Annotated in this window: 20 protein-coding genes and 1 pseudogene; 11 read left to right on the forward strand and 10 right to left on the reverse strand. The window is 62.5% G+C overall.

The annotated features are described in order from the left end of the window. Positions 1-144 precede the first annotated feature (144 nt). Positions 145-807, reverse strand: coding sequence for a thiol:disulfide interchange protein TlpA (gene tlpA, locus NE851_RS30920; protein ID WP_047615868.1), 663 nt, complete (start codon positions 805-807; stop codon positions 145-147). A 39-nt stretch (positions 808-846) separates the two neighbouring features. On the opposite strand from tlpA, the gene argH reads away from it, so the two are divergent. The 4 genes from argH to NE851_RS30940 all read left to right on the forward strand — a co-directional run bounded on the left by argH (position 847) and on the right by NE851_RS30940 (position 6,917). Next, positions 847-2,250 carry an argininosuccinate lyase gene (argH, locus tag NE851_RS30925; RefSeq protein ID WP_028756417.1) on the forward strand — a complete coding sequence of 468 codons (1,404 nt, stop codon included), beginning with the start codon at positions 847-849 and terminating at the stop codon, positions 2,248-2,250. 154 nt (positions 2,251-2,404) lie between these two features. Then, entirely contained in the window at positions 2,405-2,599 is a 195-nt protein-coding gene (gene lptM / locus NE851_RS30930) for an LPS translocon maturation chaperone LptM (RefSeq protein WP_028756418.1), read from the forward strand. Positions 2,600-2,610: 11 nt separating this feature from the next. Next, complete coding sequence (gene lysA, locus NE851_RS30935) at positions 2,611-3,879, forward strand: diaminopimelate decarboxylase (protein WP_028756419.1); 1,269 nt, start codon at positions 2,611-2,613, stop codon at positions 3,877-3,879. A 368-nt stretch (positions 3,880-4,247) separates the two neighbouring features. Continuing rightward, positions 4,248-6,917 carry a TIGR02302 family protein gene (locus tag NE851_RS30940; RefSeq protein ID WP_063476295.1) on the forward strand — a complete coding sequence of 890 codons (2,670 nt, stop codon included), beginning with the start codon at positions 4,248-4,250 and terminating at the stop codon, positions 6,915-6,917. A 126-nt stretch (positions 6,918-7,043) separates the two neighbouring features. Here the strand turns inward: NE851_RS30940 and NE851_RS30945 are convergent, their stop codons facing one another. The 3 genes from NE851_RS30945 to NE851_RS30955 all read right to left on the reverse strand — a co-directional run bounded on the left by NE851_RS30945 (position 7,044) and on the right by NE851_RS30955 (position 9,119). After that, positions 7,044-7,403: a response regulator gene (locus NE851_RS30945; protein ID WP_018495840.1), complete on the reverse strand. Its 360-nt coding sequence runs from the start codon at positions 7,401-7,403 to the stop codon at positions 7,044-7,046. A gap of 385 nt (positions 7,404-7,788) precedes the next feature. Further along, entirely contained in the window at positions 7,789-8,331 is a 543-nt protein-coding gene (hpt, locus tag NE851_RS30950) for a hypoxanthine phosphoribosyltransferase (RefSeq protein WP_028756421.1), read from the reverse strand. A 134-nt stretch (positions 8,332-8,465) separates the two neighbouring features. Next, on the reverse strand, positions 8,466-9,119 hold the full coding sequence (locus NE851_RS30955) for a membrane protein (RefSeq protein ID WP_047616119.1): 654 nt from the start codon (positions 9,117-9,119) through the stop codon (positions 8,466-8,468). 206 nt (positions 9,120-9,325) lie between these two features. Between NE851_RS30955 and ftsE the strand changes: the two genes are divergently transcribed. The 4 genes from ftsE to NE851_RS30975 all read left to right on the forward strand — a co-directional run bounded on the left by ftsE (position 9,326) and on the right by NE851_RS30975 (position 12,763). Beyond that, on the forward strand, positions 9,326-9,985 hold the full coding sequence (ftsE, locus tag NE851_RS30960) for a cell division ATP-binding protein FtsE (protein ID WP_003567051.1): 660 nt from the start codon (positions 9,326-9,328) through the stop codon (positions 9,983-9,985). Further along, complete coding sequence (locus NE851_RS30965; protein ID WP_028756423.1) at positions 9,978-10,991, forward strand: cell division protein FtsX; 1,014 nt, start codon at positions 9,978-9,980, stop codon at positions 10,989-10,991. Before ftsE ends, NE851_RS30965 begins: the two co-directional genes overlap by 8 nt. A gap of 67 nt (positions 10,992-11,058) precedes the next feature. Further along, positions 11,059-11,775 (forward strand): YdcF family protein, encoded by a 717-nt coding sequence (locus tag NE851_RS30970; RefSeq protein WP_028756424.1) that lies wholly within the window; start codon positions 11,059-11,061, stop codon positions 11,773-11,775. A 190-nt stretch (positions 11,776-11,965) separates the two neighbouring features. After that, positions 11,966-12,763 carry a lysophospholipid acyltransferase family protein gene (locus tag NE851_RS30975; protein ID WP_047615877.1) on the forward strand — a complete coding sequence of 266 codons (798 nt, stop codon included), beginning with the start codon at positions 11,966-11,968 and terminating at the stop codon, positions 12,761-12,763. 7 nt (positions 12,764-12,770) lie between these two features. On the opposite strand, the gene NE851_RS30980 is transcribed toward NE851_RS30975, so the two are convergent. Then, positions 12,771-13,301, reverse strand: coding sequence for a gamma-glutamylcyclotransferase (locus NE851_RS30980; protein ID WP_047615472.1), 531 nt, complete (start codon positions 13,299-13,301; stop codon positions 12,771-12,773). Positions 13,302-13,353: 52 nt separating this feature from the next. Here NE851_RS30980 and NE851_RS30985 point away from each other — a divergent pair, with 52 nt between their 5' ends. After that, positions 13,354-14,370: a DUF2125 domain-containing protein gene (locus NE851_RS30985; protein ID WP_047615879.1), complete on the forward strand. Its 1,017-nt coding sequence runs from the start codon at positions 13,354-13,356 to the stop codon at positions 14,368-14,370. A gap of 13 nt (positions 14,371-14,383) precedes the next feature. On the opposite strand, the pseudogene NE851_RS30990 reads toward NE851_RS30985, so the two are convergent. The 4 genes and pseudogenes from NE851_RS30990 to NE851_RS31005 form a co-directional block, all read right to left on the reverse strand. Beyond that, a pseudogene (locus NE851_RS30990) lies at positions 14,384-14,804 on the reverse strand (GNAT family N-acetyltransferase). 7 nt (positions 14,805-14,811) lie between these two features. Next, positions 14,812-15,738: a prephenate/arogenate dehydrogenase family protein gene (locus NE851_RS30995; protein WP_028756429.1), complete on the reverse strand. Its 927-nt coding sequence runs from the start codon at positions 15,736-15,738 to the stop codon at positions 14,812-14,814. Further along, complete coding sequence (hisC, locus tag NE851_RS31000) at positions 15,735-16,832, reverse strand: histidinol-phosphate transaminase (protein ID WP_174824525.1); 1,098 nt, start codon at positions 16,830-16,832, stop codon at positions 15,735-15,737. The genes NE851_RS30995 and hisC overlap by 4 nt, the downstream gene beginning before the upstream one ends. 135 nt (positions 16,833-16,967) lie before the next feature. Then, the gene (locus NE851_RS31005; RefSeq protein WP_028756431.1) at positions 16,968-17,744 is read right to left on the reverse strand and encodes a class I SAM-dependent methyltransferase; all 777 of its coding nucleotides are present in this window, start codon (positions 17,742-17,744) and stop codon (positions 16,968-16,970) included. Positions 17,745-17,797: 53 nt separating this feature from the next. Here NE851_RS31005 and gloB point away from each other — a divergent pair, with 53 nt between their 5' ends. Further along, the gene (gene gloB, locus NE851_RS31010) at positions 17,798-18,568 is read left to right on the forward strand and encodes a hydroxyacylglutathione hydrolase (protein ID WP_028756432.1); all 771 of its coding nucleotides are present in this window, start codon (positions 17,798-17,800) and stop codon (positions 18,566-18,568) included. Then, positions 18,568-18,996 carry a cupin domain-containing protein gene (locus NE851_RS31015; RefSeq protein WP_047615477.1) on the forward strand — a complete coding sequence of 143 codons (429 nt, stop codon included), beginning with the start codon at positions 18,568-18,570 and terminating at the stop codon, positions 18,994-18,996. Before gloB ends, NE851_RS31015 begins: the two co-directional genes overlap by 1 nt. Positions 18,997-19,108: 112 nt before the next feature. Here the strand turns inward: NE851_RS31015 and yddG are convergent, their stop codons facing one another. Continuing rightward, positions 19,109-19,996, reverse strand: coding sequence for an aromatic amino acid exporter YddG (gene yddG / locus NE851_RS31020; protein ID WP_047615891.1), 888 nt, complete (start codon positions 19,994-19,996; stop codon positions 19,109-19,111). Positions 19,997-20,003: the final 7 nt, after the last annotated feature.

Here is a 20,003-nt window from a genome sequence, read left to right on the forward strand (position 1 = left end):
GCCCGCTAAATGCTTTCCTTGCCGGGAACGGGAGGAAACGCCATGTCGACCGAAACACCCATGTTCCTGCTGCAATGCTGCGTCCTTATCGGAATCGCCGGCGTCTTTCTCATGAGAGGAGATGGGGACTCCTGATCAACGTCGTTACGACCCGATCGCACCCTTGATTAGCGCCTTCGCGTCTTCGCTATCCCACGCGGCCGGGCCGTTCATGGCGGAGATCAGGCAGCCCTTGTCGTTGAGCAGCAGCGTCACCGGAAGGCCGAAGGCAAGCCCTTCCTTCTTCAGGCTGTTGAAGACGCCGATCGTATTGTCGCGGTAGAGCTGCAGCGCATCGACGCCGGTTTCAGTCAGGAAGGTCTTCGGCTTCTCATCGTCGCCGGTGTCGATATTGACCGGCACGACTTGGAATTTGTCGCTGCCCATCTCCTTTTCGAGTGCGTTCAGCGCCGGCATTTCCTCGCGGCAGGGCACGCACCAGGTGGCCCAGAGATTGAGAAGCACGGTCTTGCCGGCGAAATGATCGAGCGTCAGCGGCTTGCCATCCGGCCCGTTGAAGGAAACCGCCGTCAGCTTGCGCGGCTCGGTGGCGGCAACCATGGCGGCCACCTGCCCCTTCATCAGCGGTGTGAGGCTGGCTGCGCGTTCCCTGGCAGACTTGCATTCCGCAGAAGCGGTTTCACCACCGCCATTGCCAATCCCCGTCTCCTTCACGTATACCGCTGCCGCACCGGCAACGACACCCGCAACGGCGGCCATCGCGATCCATTTCAGGGATGGCGGCCCGAGGGGTTTTCTTGTCGTCATTTCATTCTCCTGGACATGCATCCTCAAGGCGGACACCTCATGGCCGACGACACCACGGACACCAAATCCTCCAACCAGATGTGGGGCGGTCGCTTCGCCTCCGGCCCGGACGCGATCATGGAGGAGATAAATGCCTCGATCGGTTTCGACAAGAAGCTATTCGCGCAGGATATCCGCGGTTCGATCGCCCACGCGACGATGCTCGCCCATCAGGGGATTATTTCATCAGACGATAAGGACAAGATCGTTCACGGGCTAAACACGATCCTGTCAGAAATCGAAAGCGGCAATTTCGAATTCTCGCGCCAGCTCGAAGACATCCATATGAATGTCGAGGCACGCCTGGCGACGCTGATCGGACCGGCGGCCGGCCGGCTGCACACCGCCCGCTCGCGCAACGATCAGGTGGCGCTCGACTTCCGTCTCTGGGTGAAGGAAGAGCTTGAGAAGACCGAGAAGATGTTGACCGGCCTGATCGCCGCCTTCCTCGACCGCGCCGAAGAGCATGCCGAAAGCGTCATGCCCGGCTTCACCCACTTGCAGACCGCCCAGCCCGTTACCTTCGGCCATCACTGCATGGCCTATGTCGAAATGTTCGGCCGCGATCGCTCCCGCGTGCGCCACGCCATCGAGCATCTGGACGAAAGCCCGATCGGTGCTGCCGCCCTTGCCGGCACCGGCTATCCGATCGACCGCCACATGACGGCCCGGGCGCTCGGTTTCCGCGAGCCGACCCGCAACTCCATCGATACGGTCTCCGACCGCGATTTCGCCATCGAATTCCTGTCGATCGCAGCGATAACAGGCATGCACCTGTCGCGTCTGGCGGAGGAGATCGTCATCTGGTCGACCCCGCAATTCGGTTTTGTCCGTCTCTCCGACGCGTTTTCGACCGGCTCGTCGATCATGCCGCAGAAAAAGAACCCCGATGCAGCCGAACTGGTGCGCGCCAAGACCGGCCGCATCAACGGCTCGCTGGTGGCGCTGCTGACGATCATGAAGGGCCTGCCGCTCGCCTATTCCAAGGACATGCAGGAAGACAAGGAACAGGTCTTCGACGCAGCCGAGAGCCTGGAACTGGCAATCGCGGCCATGACCGGCATGGTGCGCGACCTGACCGTCAACACTGCGCGCATGAAGGCAGCGGCCGGCTCCGGCTATTCGACGGCGACCGATCTTGCCGACTGGCTGGTGCGAGAAGCGGGCCTGCCCTTCCGCGACGCCCATCATGTCACCGGCCGCGCCGTGGCGCTTGCCGAAAGCAAGGGCTGCGATCTTGCCGAACTGCCGCTCGCCGATCTGCAGGCGATCCATTCCGCGATCACCGACAAGGTCTATGACGTGCTGACCGTCGAGGCCTCGGTCGCCAGCCGCAAGAGCTTCGGCGGCACTGCGCCGTCTGAAGTGCGCAGGCAGATCGCCTTCTGGCGCGCCCGCAACTGAAGAGCAAAGGGCGGGCCGAAAAGCCGCCACGCCCTTCCTTCAGGCGCGGAAAGACCTCCAACAATCAGGGTGCACAAGGCGGATAAACTTCGTTATGAAGATGTCCATCATTCGAGATGAATGACGCCAGCACATGCCGCAGAAGAGGATATCCATGCAGAAGAGCTTGCCGCACCTCGTCCGCCTGACGGTGGTTCTCGCCGTCATCGGCCTTGCCGTTGCCGGATGCGGGCGCAAGGGCGACCTCGATCCGCCGAGCGCTGCGGCAACCAAGGAAGGCGACGTTTCCAAGCCGACGAAAAAGCCGGGAACCGTTGATAAGCCCTTCCTTCTCGACCCCCTTCTTTAAGGCATAAGCTCGTGAACCATTTCGAATACCGTGACGGCGTCCTTCATGCCGAGAATGTCTCCGTTCCCGAGATCGCCAAGGCGGTCGGCACGCCGTTTTACATCTATTCCACCGCGACGCTCGAGCGCCATTACCGCGTCTTTTCGGAAGCCTTCGCCGACATGGACTCCATGGTCTGTTATGCGATGAAGGCGAATTCGAACCAGGCGGTGCTGAAGACGCTGGGCCGTCTCGGCGCCGGCATCGACGTCGTCTCCGAGGGCGAGCTGCGCCGCGCGCTTGCCGCCGACATTCCGGCAAACCGCATCATGTTCTCAGGGGTCGGCAAGACTCCGTCCGAGATGGATTTCGCGCTTGAGGCCGGCATCTACTGCTTCAACGTCGAATCCGAGCCTGAGCTCGAAATCCTCAACCAGCGCGCCGTCAGCGCAGGCAAGAAAGCGCCGGTTTCCTTCCGCATCAACCCGGATGTCGATGCGAAGACGCATTCCAAGATCTCGACCGGCAAGAAGGAAAACAAGTTCGGCATCTCCTGGGAGCGCGCCCGCGCCATCTATGCCCATGCCGCCAGGCTGCCGGGCATCGAGGTCACCGGCATCGACATGCATATCGGCAGCCAGATCACCGAGCTCCAGCCCTTCGACGACGCCTTCAAGCTGCTGCACGACCTTGTCGCGACGCTGCGCGCCGACGGCCACACGATCCACCACGTCGATATCGGCGGCGGTCTCGGCATCCCGTATAAGGACGACAACAATCCGCCGCCGCTGCCGGATGCCTATGCGGCAATCGTCAAGAACCAGCTACGCGGCCTGGACTGCAAGATCATCACCGAACCCGGCCGGCTGATCGTCGGCAATGCCGGTATCCTGGTGACCGAAGTCCTCTATGTGAAGGATGGCGGCGAGAAGACCTTCGTCATCGTCGACGGCGCCATGAACGATCTCATCCGCCCGACGCTCTACGAAGCCTATCACGAGATCCGCCCGGTGACGATTTCGGCGGCCAACGCTCCGCGCATTCGCGCCGACGTCGTCGGTCCGGTCTGCGAGACCGGCGACTATCTGGCGCTCGACCGCGAAATGGCGATGCCGAAGCCCGGCGACCTGATGGCCGTCAGCACTGCCGGCGCCTATGGCGCAGTCCAGGCCGGCACCTATAACAGCCGCCTGCTGGTGCCCGAAGTTCTGGTCAAGGGCAGCGATTTCCATACGATTCGCCCGCGCAGAACCTACGCCGAGCTGATCGGCCTCGACTCCGTCCCGGCCTGGCTGGATTAACGCGTCGGCCCGAAAATCGGAATCGATTCTCGGAAAGCACGAAGCGTAGATTCAAAATGCTAGAGCGTCCTTTGTGCGTCCGAAAGGACGCACGGCGCTCTAAAGCATGTCGCGCAAAAGTGCGCAGCGGTTTGCGATCACGACATGCGTGAAACAAAGACTTAAAGCGCCAGGAGCGATCTGAAAGATCGCGACGCGCTTTAAGCAGCCATCACTTTTTGGCGAATAAACGTGAAAAGCCGGTATTACCGGCCGCTCGCCCTCGCCTTCGCCACAAAGAGTGTTATCCTTTCGTTCATGAGCGTATTGCCCCGCAATCGCCGGAAGCGCCCTCTGTTTCAGAACGCCAGATCGCGGAGACCGGACCGATGACAAGCCCCTCAAGGCAGAAGAAAGGTGCGTTTGCGCTCCGTCCTTCGCTTGCCCGGCTGGTGACGACCAAACGTCTGCTGGCGCGCGTGGTGCTGTTTTTCGAGCAGTTGCTGCCGCCTTTGATGCCGGTCCTGGCGGTCGTTGCCTTTTATCTCTGCGCCTCCTGGTTCGGCGTTTTCCGCAGCGTGCCGGACTGGCTGCGCATCCTGCTGCTGATCGCCTTTGCCGCCGCCTTTCTCGCCTCGCTCATCCCCTTCCGCACCCTGCGCTGGCCGAAGGTCGCCGAAGCCGATCGCCTGCTGGAGGAACGCAACGGCCTGCCGCACCAGCCGGTCACCGTCCAGGAAGACGAGCCCGCCTTCGATACGCCCTTCGCCCGGGCGCTCTGGCGCGAGCACCAGACGCGCATGGCCGAAAAGATCGCAGCGCTCGATGCCGGCCTGCCGCGACCTGATATCGCCGCGCATGACCGTTTCGCCCTGCGCGCCATCCCGGCGCTGCTGCTGGTCACTGCCTTCGGTTATTCGCTGTCGATCAACGGCGGCTCGATCAGCGACGCATTGCAGGCGGCACCCGAGCAGGTGGTCAGCGATCCGGCGGTGCGCATCGACGCCTGGGTGACGCCGCCGTCTTATACCGGCCGTGCGCCGATCTATCTGACGGCCGATGGCAGCGAGCAGGCGCCGATCGGCATTCCGCAGTTTTCAGGCCTCACCGTCCGCGTCAGCGGCGGAAAGACGGCCGAAAAAGTGGTGTTCCGCAAGGCCAATGGCGAGGCGCGGGATATATCAGTGCAGGCGGATAGCAAGCCTCAGCAAGCGGCGGCAGCAGGCGGCGAGCAGCCGAATGCCGCACCCGCCAGCCAGGCCCCAGCCAGCCAGGCACTCGTCGCGCAGACGCATGTGATGAAGCTCGAGGAGAATGGCGCACTCGAAGTCAACGGCCGCCGCTGGAGCTTCGACGTGCTTCCCGACAAGGCCCCGGAAATCGCCTTCGACGGCTTGCCGAAGCCCAGCGTCAATGGCGCGCTTGAAATCGGTTTCACCGTCAAGGACGATTACGGCGTCCAGGAAGCGCATGCGGAAATCGTTCCCGTCGACACCGATCCGACGGCGACGCCGCTCTATCCGCTGCCGGAATACCGGCTGGATATCCCCCGCCGCAACGCCCGCGACGCCAAGGGCGTGACCAGCCGGAACCTGAGCGAACATCCGCTTGCCGGCAAACGCGTGCGCATCACGCTCGTCGCCAAGGATGCCGCCGGCCAGACCGGCCGCAGCCCGCCGCATGAGATGATAATGCCGTCGCGGCGCTTTAACGAGCCGCTCGCCGCCGCCGTCGCCGAAGAACGGCAGGTTTTCGCCCTCGACACCCGCAAGATGCCGCAGGCGATCGCGCTGAACGAGGCGCTGACCATCCGTCCCGAGGAGACCATCCCCAAGCTTACCAACTACCTGCTGCTCGAATCCGCCTTGACGCGCATGAAGCTCGCAAAGGGCGAGGATGCGCTGAAAGATACCGCCCAATATCTCTGGGAGATTGCGCTGGGCATGGAGGACGGCGATCTTTCGCTTGCCGAGCGCAAGCTGCGCGAAGCCCAGCAGAACCTCGCCGACGCGTTGGACCGCAACGCCCCGGATGCCGAGATCAAGAAGCTGATGGACGAGCTGCGCAAGGCGATGCAGGACTATATGAGTGAGCTCGCCCAACGCATGCAGAACGCGCCGATGCAGCCGAACCAGAATGCGCAGAACATCCTGCGCCAGCAGGATCTGGAACGGATGATGGATCAGATCGAGAATCTCGCCCGCTCCGGCAATCGTGACGCGGCCCAGCAGATGCTGTCGGAATTGCAGCGGATGATGAACAACCTGCAGGCGGGCCGGCCGCAGCGCGGCCAGCAGAGCCAGGAAAACAGCGAAGCCCGCAAGCAGATCGACAAGCTCGGCGAGATCCTGCGCGACCAGCAGAAGCTGATGGAACAGACCTTCCGGCTCGACCAGCAGCTCAGGGACCGCATGCAGCGCGGCGAGCCTGACATGGGCGAGAGCGATCCGCTGCTCGACGAGATGAACCCCGGAGAGAACGGCGAGCCGCAGGATCAGCAGCAGGGCCAGCAAGGTAAGGAAGGCCAGCAGCCCTCCGACCAGATGACGGCCGAACAGCTACGCGAGGCGCTGAAGCAGCTGCGCGCCCACCAGGATGCACTGGGCAGGCAGCTCGGCGAATTGCAGAAAAGACTCGGCGAGATGGGCATGAAGCCCGGCCCCGGCTTCGGCCAGGCGCAGCGCGAAATGGAAGGTGCCGGCCGTGAACTCGGCCAGGGCCGCGGCCAGCCGGCCATCGAGGGCCAGGGCCGCGCGCTGGAAGCGCTTCGCCAGGGCGCCCGCGACATGATGAACCAGATGATGCAGGCGCAGCAGGGCCAGCAGGGTCAAGGTCCGAACGGCCAGGTGGGCCAGGGCGACCAGAATGGCCGCGACCCGCTCGGCCGGCCGCGGCGGACCCAGGGACCGGATTTCGGCGATAACAGCGTGAAGGTGCCCGACGAAATCGACGTTCAGCGGGCGCGAGAAATCCTCGACGCGATCCGCGAAAAGCTCGGCAACAATCCGCCGCAGGAAATGGAGCGGCGGTATCTCGAACGATTGCTGGATATCCAGTAGGCCTCACGCCACCGGATCTTGGATAGGATGATTTTAGGCCGGACGGCCTAAAATCTGAATCCGGATCTATCAACAAATAGAGCGGGATACCGTTCGAAAACCGCTCACGCCTTCCAGCATCGTCCTCTACGCGACGAGCGCCCGGGCGACCGCCTTGCGGATATCGGGAAGCGCGAACGGTTTGGCGACGACATCGATGATCTTTTCGGCAAGATCGTCGGCCCGTTCGCGTTGTTCGGCATAACCGGTCATCAGCAGGATCTTCAGGCTGGGAAAAGCGTCTTTCGCCTGATGGGCGAGTTCAATACCGTCCATCACAGGCATGCGGATATCTGAAAGCAGCAGATCGTAGACCCCATCCTTGAGCTTTTCCAGGCCCTCGGCCCCGTCGGCCGCCTCATCGGTCTCGTGGCCATCAAGCCGCAGGGCCCGGGCTACAAAAGACCGCAGGGAATCCTCGTCTTCCGTGATCAGAATTCTTGCCATATGTGCATCGCTCCGTGTCAGCCCCGCGACGGAAATCACCAGACTTTCCTTTTCGATCGGTAAAGATGACGAAGCGATGGACGAGATGGTTAACAACCCGTCTCGAACAGTAAGATAGCACCACGGGGCGCGCAAAAGCGCTGCAACATTTAGAGCCTTTCCGGGTTAGATTGCAGCATTCTGCCGGTGCAGGTTTTTGTCAGGGCAGAGGCGATTGGCGACGGGCATACCCCAAGGTACGTCCGAGCCGATCGCCTCTGATCCTGGCGCAAAGATGCCCGGCCCTTCGGGTTGGCTGAGGCGGGCCGGCTGATCGACCGGCCATCCGACTCCGCTTGAGCCAACCGAATGCTGCAATCTAACTCGGAAAGGCTCTAGCTGTCGCTCAGGCGTCCCCGGTGACCACGCCGACGAAGGGCAGTTCGCGAAAGGCATAGGCGACATCCATGCCATAGCCGACGACAAAATAGTCAGGGCATTCGAAGCCGACATAATCGGCCTCCAGCTTTTCCTTGCGCTTCACGCGCTTGTCGAGCAGCACGGCGATGGTGACGTTGCGCGCCCCGCGCTCGAAGAGCAATTCCTTGGCAAAGAGCAACGTCCGGCCGGATTCGAGGATATCGTCGATCAGCAGGACATCGCGGCCATGCACGTCGCTGTCGATATCCTTGACGATGCGCACGCCCTGCGAAACCGTACCGATGCCGTAGCTCGACAGCGTGATGAACTCGACCTCCGGGGCAAGCCCGGTGTCATGCAGGGCGCGGATCAGGTCGGCGGCAAAGATGAAGGACCCCTTGAGCACGGCGATGACCAGCAGGTCCTTGGTCGGGCCGTCGGCGATCTCGCGCGCCATCGAATGATTGCGCTCGGCGATCTGCTCGGCGGTGAAAAGCGGCTCGATGTTTTTTCCGCGCACGACAGGCATAAGGGCTTGCTCCATGAAAAGAAGGGTAAGCCGTTAGCACATATGCGAGCCTGAAACAGCCTCGCCAGCCATGAAATTAACGGGATTGGCGCGACCCGTGGCAAGAAAACCGGCCATTCCATGCCCGGCGCGCTCTATGGCAGGAAGGACAGCCGGACCTCCGGCATCTTTCCGCCGGCATGCTGGACGCGCGCCGAGAAGCCCCGGCTTTGGCCGCTATAGATGACATCGGCCGGCGGGTTGATGACAACGCTTGCGGTCAGCCGCTCGTCGGTCACGAGGTCGGCACGGATCGGCTGCACCGTCTGCGTCGTGCCGCTGTCGTTTTCGATGATGCCGTTGATGACGAGCACCCGCATGCCGTTCGCATCACGCGGCGTCACCGTGACATGGCTGAAATGCAGCGGCACGCCGGAATAGGCTCGCTCGCCGGAAAGGCCGGAAAAACCGCCCGCGAGCCCGAAGACGAGCACGATGAGCCCCAGCACCAGTGCTGCGAAGCTGCGCATCGACGCGCGCTGCAGCCAGGATTCCACTGTCTGCAGAATGGAAGCGGCCATCGCCGGCAGGAGCGGCGGCTGTGCGGCCTGTGCCGCAGCCATGCGTTTGCGGTTGTCGTTAGGGGTCCTGGCAGTGTATTCCCGAGGCCGCACTTTGCCGAGGGTGACGAATTCGGCGTCGGAGATATCGGCAGCACGCGCCGAGCGGTACTGGCGGCTGGCGGGTTCGGGCGGCAGGAAATCATAGGCCTGGCTCGGTGTCCGGCGGCTGAAGGAGGATGCTTCCATGGTGGCTGCCTCGCAGATGTCCACATGGTTTCGATGCCAGGGGAAATCTTGGCATTGAAACGAATCCCGCTCAGTCGTAAATTTTAATGGTTAATGCTTCGCAAAGATTGCCATCAAACGGGCGTCTTTCCGGCAAAATTTACCGGCTGTTAACGGTGTTGGTTAACAAGTCACGCGGTGAAACCCACAACAGACTGAGCTGCCCGTTGATCCACTTCGAGAATGTCGGTTTGCGCTATGGCATGGGCCCGGAAATCCTCCGGGACCTGACCTTCGACATTCCGAAGAAATCCTTCCAGTTTCTGACGGGGCCATCGGGCGCCGGCAAGACCTCGCTGCTGCGGCTGCTCTTCATGTCGCTGCAGCCGACACGCGGCCTGATCCGCATGTTCGGGCGCGACATTTCCGAAATCCCCCGGCCCGAGCTGCCGTTGTTGCGCCGTCGCGTCGGCATCGTCTTCCAGGATTTCCGCCTCCTCGATCATCTCACCACCTATGAGAATGTCGCTTTGCCCTTACGGGTGCGCGGCAAGGATGAGAGCTCCTACAAGACCGACGTCCTGGAACTGTTGAAATGGGTCGGTCTTGGCGAACGCATCAACGTGCTGCCGCCCGTGCTCTCCGGCGGCGAGAAGCAGCGCGCCGCCATCGCCCGGGCGCTGATGGACCGGCCGGAGGTGCTGCTTGCCGACGAACCCACCGGCAATGTCGACCCGCCCATGGCCAAGCGCCTGCTCAATCTTTTCCTCGAGCTGAACCGCCTCGGCACCGCGGTCGTTATAGCCACCCATGACCTGGCGCTGATGGAGCAGGTGGAGGCCCGCCGCATGATCCTCTCGGGGGGGCATCTCGATATCTATGACTGAGCCCCCATCCGGAAACCGAGACAAGGCGCCTGGTAAGGCGGAGCAGAAGCGACCGGAAATGCGCGTGCGCCCGACCGCGCCGATCCTGCCGCCATCCAACATCCAGGGCAGCGCGTTGATGGTGGTGATATCGATCATGGCCTTTCTCGCCTGCCTGACGCTCGGCGGCGTCAGCATGGTGCGCTCGACGGCGGCAAGCTGGGAGAGCCAGATCTCCCGCGAGATCACCATCCAGATCAAGCCGGACGACAATCTCGACATGGAAAAGGCGCTGACCCAGGCGCGCGACCTGGCGCTGACTTTCGTCGGCACCAAGAGCGGCCAGATCGTCGACGAGGCGGCGACCGCCCGCCTGCTCGAGCCCTGGCTCGGCCCCGGCCTCGATCTCAAGGATCTGCCCGTCCCTCGCCTCGTCATCATCACCATCGACGAGAGCAATCCACCGGATTTCGATTCGATGCGGTCGCTGCTGAAGGACAGTATCCCGCAGGCCACCCTCGACGACCACCGCACCTGGGTCGACCGGCTGGTGTCCATGGCCCACACAACTGTCATGATCGGCACCGGTATCCTGCTCCTGGTCTTCACGGCGATGGTGCTCACCGTCGTCTTCGCCACGCGTGGCGCGCTGTCGGGTAACCGTCACGTCGTCGAAGTGCTGCATTTCGTCGGCGCCGAAAGCTCCTTCGTCGCCACTGAATTCCAGAAGCATTTCCTGAAGATCAGCCTCAAGGGCTCGGCAATCGGCAGCGCGCTTGCCGCGCTGTTCTTTGCCAGCGCCGGGTTCTGGCAGAGCCGCACCCTCGCCACCCCCGAAACCGACCAGGCGACCGCGCTCTTCGGCACCTTCTCGGTCGGTGTGCTTGGTTATGCCGGCATCTTCGCGACGATGATCGTCATCGCGCTCCTGACCACCTTCACCGCTCGCCTGACCGTCATGCGGACGATCTACGAAATCGATACACTGCGCTCGGACCCGACACGCACCGACGGCATCGCAAGTTGATCGTGACCATGCCGTTTTACCACGAAAGCGTCTGTTCTGCGCCGCAATCAGCGTATAATCACGATTCATGACCATGGGACATACGACACCCAACCCGACTCAGCAGGACCCGGAGCTTGACCGCCCGGCGGGTGTGCCGCCGCGGCGCGGGCCGATCCGCCGCCTGCTGCGCTGGGGCGGCTTTGCCTGCGTGCTGGCAATGGCCCTGGTGTTCGGCGGTTTCCTGCGTTTTGCCGATTCCGTGACGACGCTGAAGCCGCCGGCCGAGCCGAAGGCGGATGCGATCGTCGTCCTGACCGGTGGCTACCAGCGTATCGACCAGGCCGTGGAACTGCTGCAGAAGGGTGCCGGCAAGCGCTTGCTCATTTCCGGCGTTCACCCGACGACGACGCCGGCGCAGATCCGCAGGATGACCCAGGGCTCGGCCGATCTCTTCTCCTGCTGCGTCGATATCGGCTATGATGCGATCGACACGATCGGCAATGCCGAGGAAGCTTCGAACTGGATCCATGCCAAGGGATACCGGAGCGTTTTGATCGTCACCAACAACTACCACATGCCGCGAAGCCTCGCGGAGCTCTCCTATGTCGATCCCGACATCGACTTCATCGCTTATCCCGTGGTCAATTCGGATTTGAAGAGCCGCAACTGGTTCACCGACCCGAATGCGATGCGCGTCATGCTTGCCGAATATGTGAAAGTGCTGCTGACCGGCGCCCGCAACATCACCGGCTTCGGCCGTCACACCGGGCTGCGCTCGGCAAATGCGTCCGGCCCGCAATAGACGCGCCGCGCGTCGAGCCGAATTCGCGCGACGCGCTTTAAGCCTTGTTTTATGCAAGTCGTTGTCCCAAAACCGCTGCGCAGTTTTGGGCGACATGCACGAGCCTTTTGCATGAGGGCGTCATCAAACGCTTTTTATGACAGACAATATCGTGTAGGCCGGTCGCGTGAGCATGCCTCGGGAAAGTTTCATGATCGCCCTGCGTTCCGTTCTCTTCAATACGATCTTCTACGCCAACCTCATCATCCGGATGATCGTGCTCTCGCCATATTATTTCGTGGTGCCGCGCAAGATCGCCTATGCGATCCCGAAGAACTGGGCCCGCTCCAACCACTGGCTGATGCGGGTGATCGTCGGTACGACCTTCGAGATCGAGGGGCTGGAGAACCTGCCGGGTGACAGTTACATCCTGGCGCCGAAGCACCAGTCCTTCTGGGATACCTACGCGCTGCTGCCCTGGCTGAAGGACCCGGTCTATATCCTGAAGCGCGAACTGATGTGGATTCCGCTCTTCGGCTGGTATGCGAAGAAACAGCGCATGATCCCGGTCGACCGCGGCGCCCGCGGCAAGGTGATGGTGGAAGTGCTGAAACGCACCAAGGACGAGCTTTCCACCGGCCGGCAGCTGATCATCTATCCCGAGGGCACTCGCCGCCCGCCAGGCGCCGAACCGGTCTACAAATACGGCATCGCCCGCATGTACCGCGATCTCGGCATCCCGGTCGTTCCGGTCGCCATGCATCCCGGTCTCTTCTGGCCGCGGCGTAGCATTCGTCGTTATCCCGGCCATTTCAAGGTGAGGATCCTGCCGCCGATCATGCCGGGAATGGATCCGGACGCCTTTTTCGCCCAGCTGATCGAGGTATCGGAGCGGGCAAGCGATGAGCTTCTGCTCGAAACCGTCGAACGAAATCCGCATCTGCCGCTGCCGCCGACGGCGATCGAAAGGCTGGCGGAGCTGCGCAAACTGAACGCCGCGACCGTCTAGATTAAGATCAGGCGGCGCGCAGCCGTTCCACCTCGTGGACGACCTGCTCCAGCCAATGGTCGCGAATGCCCATCTGCTTCAGATGCGTCAGCGTGTTGAAGACATAGGCATCATTCGGACCGGACTGGCCTTTTGCTTCGTTCACCACCCGTGCCGCGGCACGCGCATCGAGGGCGCCGGCATATTGCTCATGGTCGCGGTCGATGATGTAGGCGACCGCTTCCACCCGGCGCCGGCCGGCAAGCTGCAGCCGCACCCGGCGCTCCAGGTAGACATTGGTGACCAGCTCGCGGGCGCGGAGATAATCGATCACCTCATCCCATTTTTCCGCGGAAATGCGGAAAGCCATGCCGCGGCAGGCGCCACCCCTGTCGAGGCCGAGAACCAGGCCAGGATTGTCGCGTGTGCCGCGATGGACAAAGGAACGGACACAGAGTGAACGCCTGTAGCCATAGACCAGAGCCTCTGCCCGCTCCATGAACTCGAAGCCCGGATTCCACATCAGTGAACCGTAGCCAAATACCCAAAATTCGTCCATATCGCACGCCAATACCGGGAATCACATTCGCGATTCACCATTGGAGAACATCATGGCAGCGTCAAGCCGATCCGGCAGCAGCCAATCCGGCAGCGGCAAGAAATTCTGGTTGCTGGGTGGAGGCGTCCTCCTGGCGATCGCGCTTTATACCGGCGGCTGGTTCTATGCAGCGTCGGCGCTGAAGACCACGGTGTTGAAGGCGATCGCGCCGGGCGGAGAGGCTGGCGTCAGCGGCGAATGCTCCGATATCGAATTCCGCGGCTATCCCTTCCGCATCGGCCTGTTCTGCTCCAGGATCGACGTCGACGACAACGTCAACGGTGTCTCCGCCACCTTCGGCGCGCTGCGCTCGGCAGCCCAAGTCTATGCGCCCGGCAATATCGTGTGGGAGCTCGATTCGCCGGCCGAGATCCGCACCGGCAACGGCCTTTCGATCTCGGCCCAATGGACGAACCTGCAATCGAGCCTTGCGACCAGGCTCAGGGGCATCGACCGCAGCTCGACCGTCATCGAGGGGCTGAAGGCGATGGCGGTCTCCTCTTTCACCGGCCAGACCATCAGCTTCGATGCGGCCCGCACCGAAATCCATCTGCGTCAGAACGGCGCCGATCTCGACGGCGCGATCTCCGTGCAGGATGCGAACACGGCGATCAAGGATTGGCCGCAGATCTTCCCGAAACTGTCGGCCAGCATTGACCTGACCGTCGCCGGCAAGGCCGGACTGATCGACGGCAGCGACCCGAATGGCCTCAATGGCGCCACCGGTGAACTGCGCCGCATCGTCGCCGACATCGGCGACGGCAAGGTGATGACGCTCACCGGCCCCTTCTCCTTCGACGAGCAGGGCTTCCTTTCGGGAAAATTCAAGCTGGAGATCGAACAGCTCGGTCCCTGGAGCGACAGCCTGAAGCAGGCCTTTCCCGACCTCGCCTCGACCGTCAACACGGCGACGAAGCTCTTGAAGGCGCTTGCCGCCGGCAGCGACAAGGTCTCGGTCGATCTCGTCGTCGATCGTGGCAACGCCACCGTCAGCGGCTTCATCCCGCTCGGCCGGATTCCGCCGATCTGACCTATCTCGCCTTTCAGGCTATCGGCTTGATGAAGAAGACCTCCGGCACCGATTGCAGGCCTGGCAGCTCGATCGCACCGGTTTCAGTAAATCCGTTGCGGCGATGCCAGTCCTGGGGGCCTGCTTTCATCGCATTCGCTCGACGTCATCAGCAGACGGGCGCCTTCGCCACGCATCGCCTCTTCCCAGGCGAGAAACAGCGCGGTGCCGACGCCCGACCGGCGATGGCCGGGCAGGACGCGGATCATTTCCATATAGGGAACCCTGCCCCAGAAGCGGGAGAAGCGCAGAAAGCCGACGATCTCGCTGCCCTCCTTGGCAACGAGGTATTCGCCGAGCGTCACGCAGCGCGATACCCATGCTTCACCGGAACTGGCATCTTCGCGAACCAGCCAATCGGTATCCGCGTGGCTCGCGTTCGCCACTTCCACCATCGCGGGGCTACTTCTTATCAAGCGCGTGGGGGCGGCCGAAATCAGGCGCGTCGACATCCTGGCCGGCCTGGACGATCGAGCGGCGGATGGCGCGCGTGCGGGTGAAGAGTTCGAAAATCTTGTCGCCCTCGCCCCAGCGGATGGCGCGCTGCAAATAGGCGAGATCCTCCGAGAAACGCGCCAGCATTTCGAGGATCGCATCGCGATTGTGCAGGCAGACGTCGCGCCACATGGTCGGATCGGAGGCGGCAAGGCGGGTGAAATCACGAAAACCCGAGGCGGAATATTTGATGACCTCGGACTCCGTCACCGTCTCCAGATCGTCGGCAGTGCCGACGATATTATAGGCGATGATATGCGGCAGGTGCGAAACGATGGCGAGCACCTTGTCGTGATGCTCGGCATCCATCTCATCGACCTTCGAGCCCAGCGCTTCCCAGAAGCTGCGCAGCCGCTTCAGCGCCACCTCGTCGGTACCGGCGACCGGCGTGAAGATGCACCAGCGGCCTTCGAAGAGGCCGGGAAAGCCGGCATCCGGGCCGGATTTTTCGGTACCGGCCAGCGGATGGCCGGGGATGAAATGCACATTATCAGGCATATGCGGCAGCATCTGTGCGATGACCGAGGCCTTGGTGGAGCCGACATCGGTGACGACAGCCCCGGGCTTCAGGCTTCCCGCAATCTCCTTCGCCACGCTTTCCGAAGCGCCGACCGGCACCGAGACGATCACCAGATCGGCATCCTTGACGGCATCCTGCGACGACGTCGTGTAGCGGTCGCCAAGGCCGAGTTCTTCCGCACGCTTCAGCGTATCGGCGCTGCGGGTGGCGACGACGATCTCCCTTGCAAGGCCGAGCCGTCTGATATCGTAGGCAAGCGAAGAGCCGATCAGGCCGATGCCGATCAGCGCGATCCGATCGAACTGCACGCTCATGACTGATGTCCCATAAATTCGCTGAGCGCGGCAATGACGCCGCGGTTGGCCTCTTCGGGACCGATGCTCATGCGCAACGCATTGGCGAAGCCATAGCCGCGGACGGCACGCAGGATGTAGCCGCGGCTCGTCAGGAACTCGTCGGCATCGGCGGCGCGCTTGCCGTCGATCTCGGGGAAATGGATGAGGACGAAATTGGCGACCGACGGCGTCACCTTCAGCCCGATCGCTTCGAGCGCCCGGGTGAGCGTCTCCACCCACATCTGATTGAAGGAGACGGCCTGCTGGACGAAGGCTTGGTCGCGGATGGCCGCGGCGCCGGCGGCGATTGCCGGCGCGTTCAAATTGAACGGCCCGCGCACGCGGTTCAGCGCGTCGACGATCTCGGCGGGCGCATACATCCAGCCGACACGCAGCGCCGCAAGACCATAGGCCTTCGAGAAGGTGCGGGTCATCACCACGTTGGCATTGGAGGACACGACCTCGATGCCGGCTTCATAATCGTTGCGGCGCACATATTCGGCATAGGCAGCATCGAGCACGAGGACGACATGTTTCGGCAGCCCGGCCTGCAGGCGGCGGATCTCGCTGACGGGAACATAGGTGCCTGTGGGATTGCCGGGATTGGCGATGAAGACGATCTTCGTCTTCTCCGTCACCGCGGCAAGGATCACATCGACATCGACGGTACAGTCCTTTTCCCTGACGACGACAGGCACGGCACCCGCGCCCAGGATCTGGATCTTGTAGACGAGGAACCCGTGCTCGGTGATGATGCCCTCGTCGCCGGCGCCGAGATAGACATGGCAGAGCAGGCCGAGCAATTCGTCCGAACCGTTGCCGCAAAGGATGTTTGCCGGATTGAGACCATGCACGGCGGCGATCGCCTCGCGCAGCTCGACCGCCTGCCCGTCGGGATAACGCGCCAGAGTGTCGGCAGCCGCCTTGAACGCCTCGATTGCCTTCGGGCTGGCGCCGAGCGGCGTTTCGTTGGACGAAAGCTTGTAGACGCGGGCAACGCCCGGCGCATGTTCCTTACCCGGCACATAGGCTGCGATATCGAGAATACCGGGACGCGGAACGGGCTTGCTCATCTCAACGCTCATGGGTCGACCTTGGAATTGCCGGAAATCCGGGCTGAAAAACACCAAGTGGCATTAAAGCGGAATGCGATTGTTGTCGAGAGGTATGGGCGTGACGCAAGCAGCCTGAGAAGGCTGAGAGCGGCGTCAGCGGTTGCGTGTGGTCGGCACGCCATGCGGTGCGAGAACCGGCACGAAGACGCGGCGGGAAGCCCGCGCTGCAACCGGCAGCCCCTGATAAAGCCGCTTCTGCGCCTCGACGATGATGACGCCCGAGAAGGCCGGCCACAGCGTTCGGCCGATCCGCTCGAAGGCACGGCGAAGGCGCAGAATGGTCCTGAGCTTCGAAGGTGGGAAGAACAGCGCTTCAGCCGTCGCGCCCGGCGTGAAATTCGTCTCGCGCAGCAGATGCGTCAGCTGGCCGCGCGAATAGGGCCGGCCCGAACCGAAGGGTGTATGCTCCATGCGCGCCCAGACGCCGCGCCGGTTCGGCACGACGATAACAAGCCGTCCGCCCGGCGCCAGCACCCGCCAGAGCTCCTTCAGCGTCTCGCGCGGACTTTCGGCGAATTCCAGCGAATGCACCATCAGCACCCGGTCGATCGAGGAATCCGGCAGCGGCAACTCCTCGTCAAAGACAAGCGTCGTCGACGAGAGCGAGCCCATCGGCCAGTTCACCGCGCCCTGCCCGGCCGGCATGAAGGCGAAGGTGCGCTCGGTATCGGCCTGGAAACGGTCGAGGAAGGGCACGGCATAGCCGAGACCGACCAGACGCTCCTGCGGCAGCCGCACCCAGAGCGAGGATAGCGCCATGGCGATCGACTGCTCGGCAAGACGTCCGAGCTCGGAATGATAGAACTGGCGTAGGTCGACGATATCGGCGTGCATTGCGACAAATGTTATCAGCGGGCGGTTGGACTTCAAGGCCGGAACCTCTACATTCCCGCGAGACTCCTGAGACAAGGGATTATTGAACGATGAAACCTTTGGAATTAGACGTTTTTCTCTGCCGCACCGACAATTTCGGCGTTCTCGTGCACGATCCGGAGACAGGCTTGACCGCGGCGATCGATGCGCCGGAGGAGGCGCCGATCCTGGAAGCGGCGACTCGCCGCGGCTGGAAAATCAGCCATATCTTCACCACCCACCACCACACCGACCATGTTAGTGCCAACCTGGCGCTGAAGGAGCAGTTTGGCTGCGAGATCATCGGCCCGATCAACGAGGCCGTCGCCATTCCCGGCCTCGACCGGACGATGGCCGATGGCGACAGCTTCCTTTTCGGCGATCACACGGTCAAGGTCATCGAGACTCCAGGCCACACCGCCGGCCATATCTGCTATCACTTCGTCGACGACAAGCTGCTCTTTGCCGCCGACACATTGTTTGCGCTCGGCTGCGGCCGGCTGTTCGAACGCCCGGCCGCCGACATGTGGCATTCCCTGCAGAAGCTCGCCGTGCTGCCCGATGAGACCGCCGTCTATTTCGGCCATGAATACACCTTGTCCAATGCCCGCTTCGCGCTGACGGTCGATCCGGACAACGAGCGCCTGAAGAGCCGCGCCGCCGAGGTCGAGGCCCTTCGTGCCGACGGCAAATTCACCATTCCGACGACGCTGGGACTGGAAAAGGAGACCAACCCGTTCCTGCGCGCCGCCGATCCGGCGATCCGCCGCAATCTGATCATGGAAGGCAAGACCAACGAGGAGGTCTTTGCCGAGATCCGCAAGCGCAAGGACAATTTCTGATGTCGCCTCAGGACATCATCCGCGAACTCGGCATGCAGCCGCATCCCGAGGGTGGCTGGTATGTGCAGACGTTTCGCGATACGGCGGGCGGAGAACGCGGCCACTCGACGGCGATCTATTACCTGCTGACCGGGGGCCAGCGCTCGCGCTGGCATCGCGTCCATGACGCGGTTGAGGTCTGGCATTATTACGCCGGCGCGCCGCTCTTCCTGCATCGTTCGGAAGACGGAACCGCAAGCGAGACCCTGACGCTCGGAACGAACCTGTCCGCCGGCGAGCGGCCGCAGGCGATCGTTCCCGCCAATTGCTGGCAATCGGCCGAAACCCTCGGCGATTTCACCCTGGTCGGCTGCACCGTCTCGCCCGGCTTCGAATTTTCGAGCTTCGAGATGGCGCCACCCGATTGGAAGCCCGGCGCTAGAGCATGATGCCGAAAAGTGTGAGCGGCTTTCGGACGACATCATGCTCTAACTATATAATTTAGAACAGGATTCAGAATTTAGGCCAACCGGGCGTAAAATCTGAATCCTGTTTTAAGGCCTACTCTGCCGCAGACTGCGCCGGAACCTTGCGGCGGAACATGTCCTGGGCGGCCAGCACCGCCCCGCCGGTAACGAGCAGGCAGGCAAGAGCAATGCGCCAGCTCGGCTCGGCAAATCCGAACAGCAGCAGGATCAGCGTCGAAAGCAGAGGCGCGGCATAACTTGCCGCGCCGAGGATCTGAATGTCGCCGTTCTTGACGCCGTGATCCCATGCATAGAAGGCAGCACCGACCGGAAAAAGCCCGAGCCCGGCGACGGCAACCCATTCGAAACCCGTGGCCGGCCAGACGGTCGTCTCCAGGCCGAGATGGCAGAAGAACGACAGGATGGATGTCGCAAGGCAAAAGCCGGTGACGACATCCGTGGAGACGGCATCGAAACGCCGCGTCAGCAGCGAATAGCCGGACCATGTGAAGGCGCACAGAAAGGCGGCCCCGTAGCCGACGGCATAGGCGCCGTCGAAATCGATGCCATTGCGGCCGACGATCAGGAAGGTGCCGCAAAGCCCGGCAAGCGCACCCGCCAGATGATACCAGCGCATCCGTTCGCCCGGCAGCAGCGCCGAACCGACGACGATCAACAGCGGCCAGAGATAGGCGACCAGCCCCGCCTCCACCGCCGGTGCGTTGCGGAGCGCGGTGAAATAGAGGAAATGATAACCGAACAGCCCTGCAATACCCGTTATCCAGACCTTGGCCGGCTGCTTCAGCAGCGCCAGCCGCGCGGGGTTGAGGACAAGCACCACGAGGCCGGGGATGCTGCCGATCGCAAAGCAGATGGCCGCAAGCTGGAACGGCGGCATCTTGCCGGAGGCGGCCGTGAACAACGCCAGGAACGACCACATCAGGATGGCCGTAAAACCGATCAACGTCGCGCGAAGCCTCACCCGTCCC

The organism is Rhizobium anhuiense bv. trifolii (assembly GCF_024346605.1).
Classification (GTDB): domain Bacteria; phylum Pseudomonadota; class Alphaproteobacteria; order Rhizobiales; family Rhizobiaceae; genus Rhizobium; species Rhizobium anhuiense.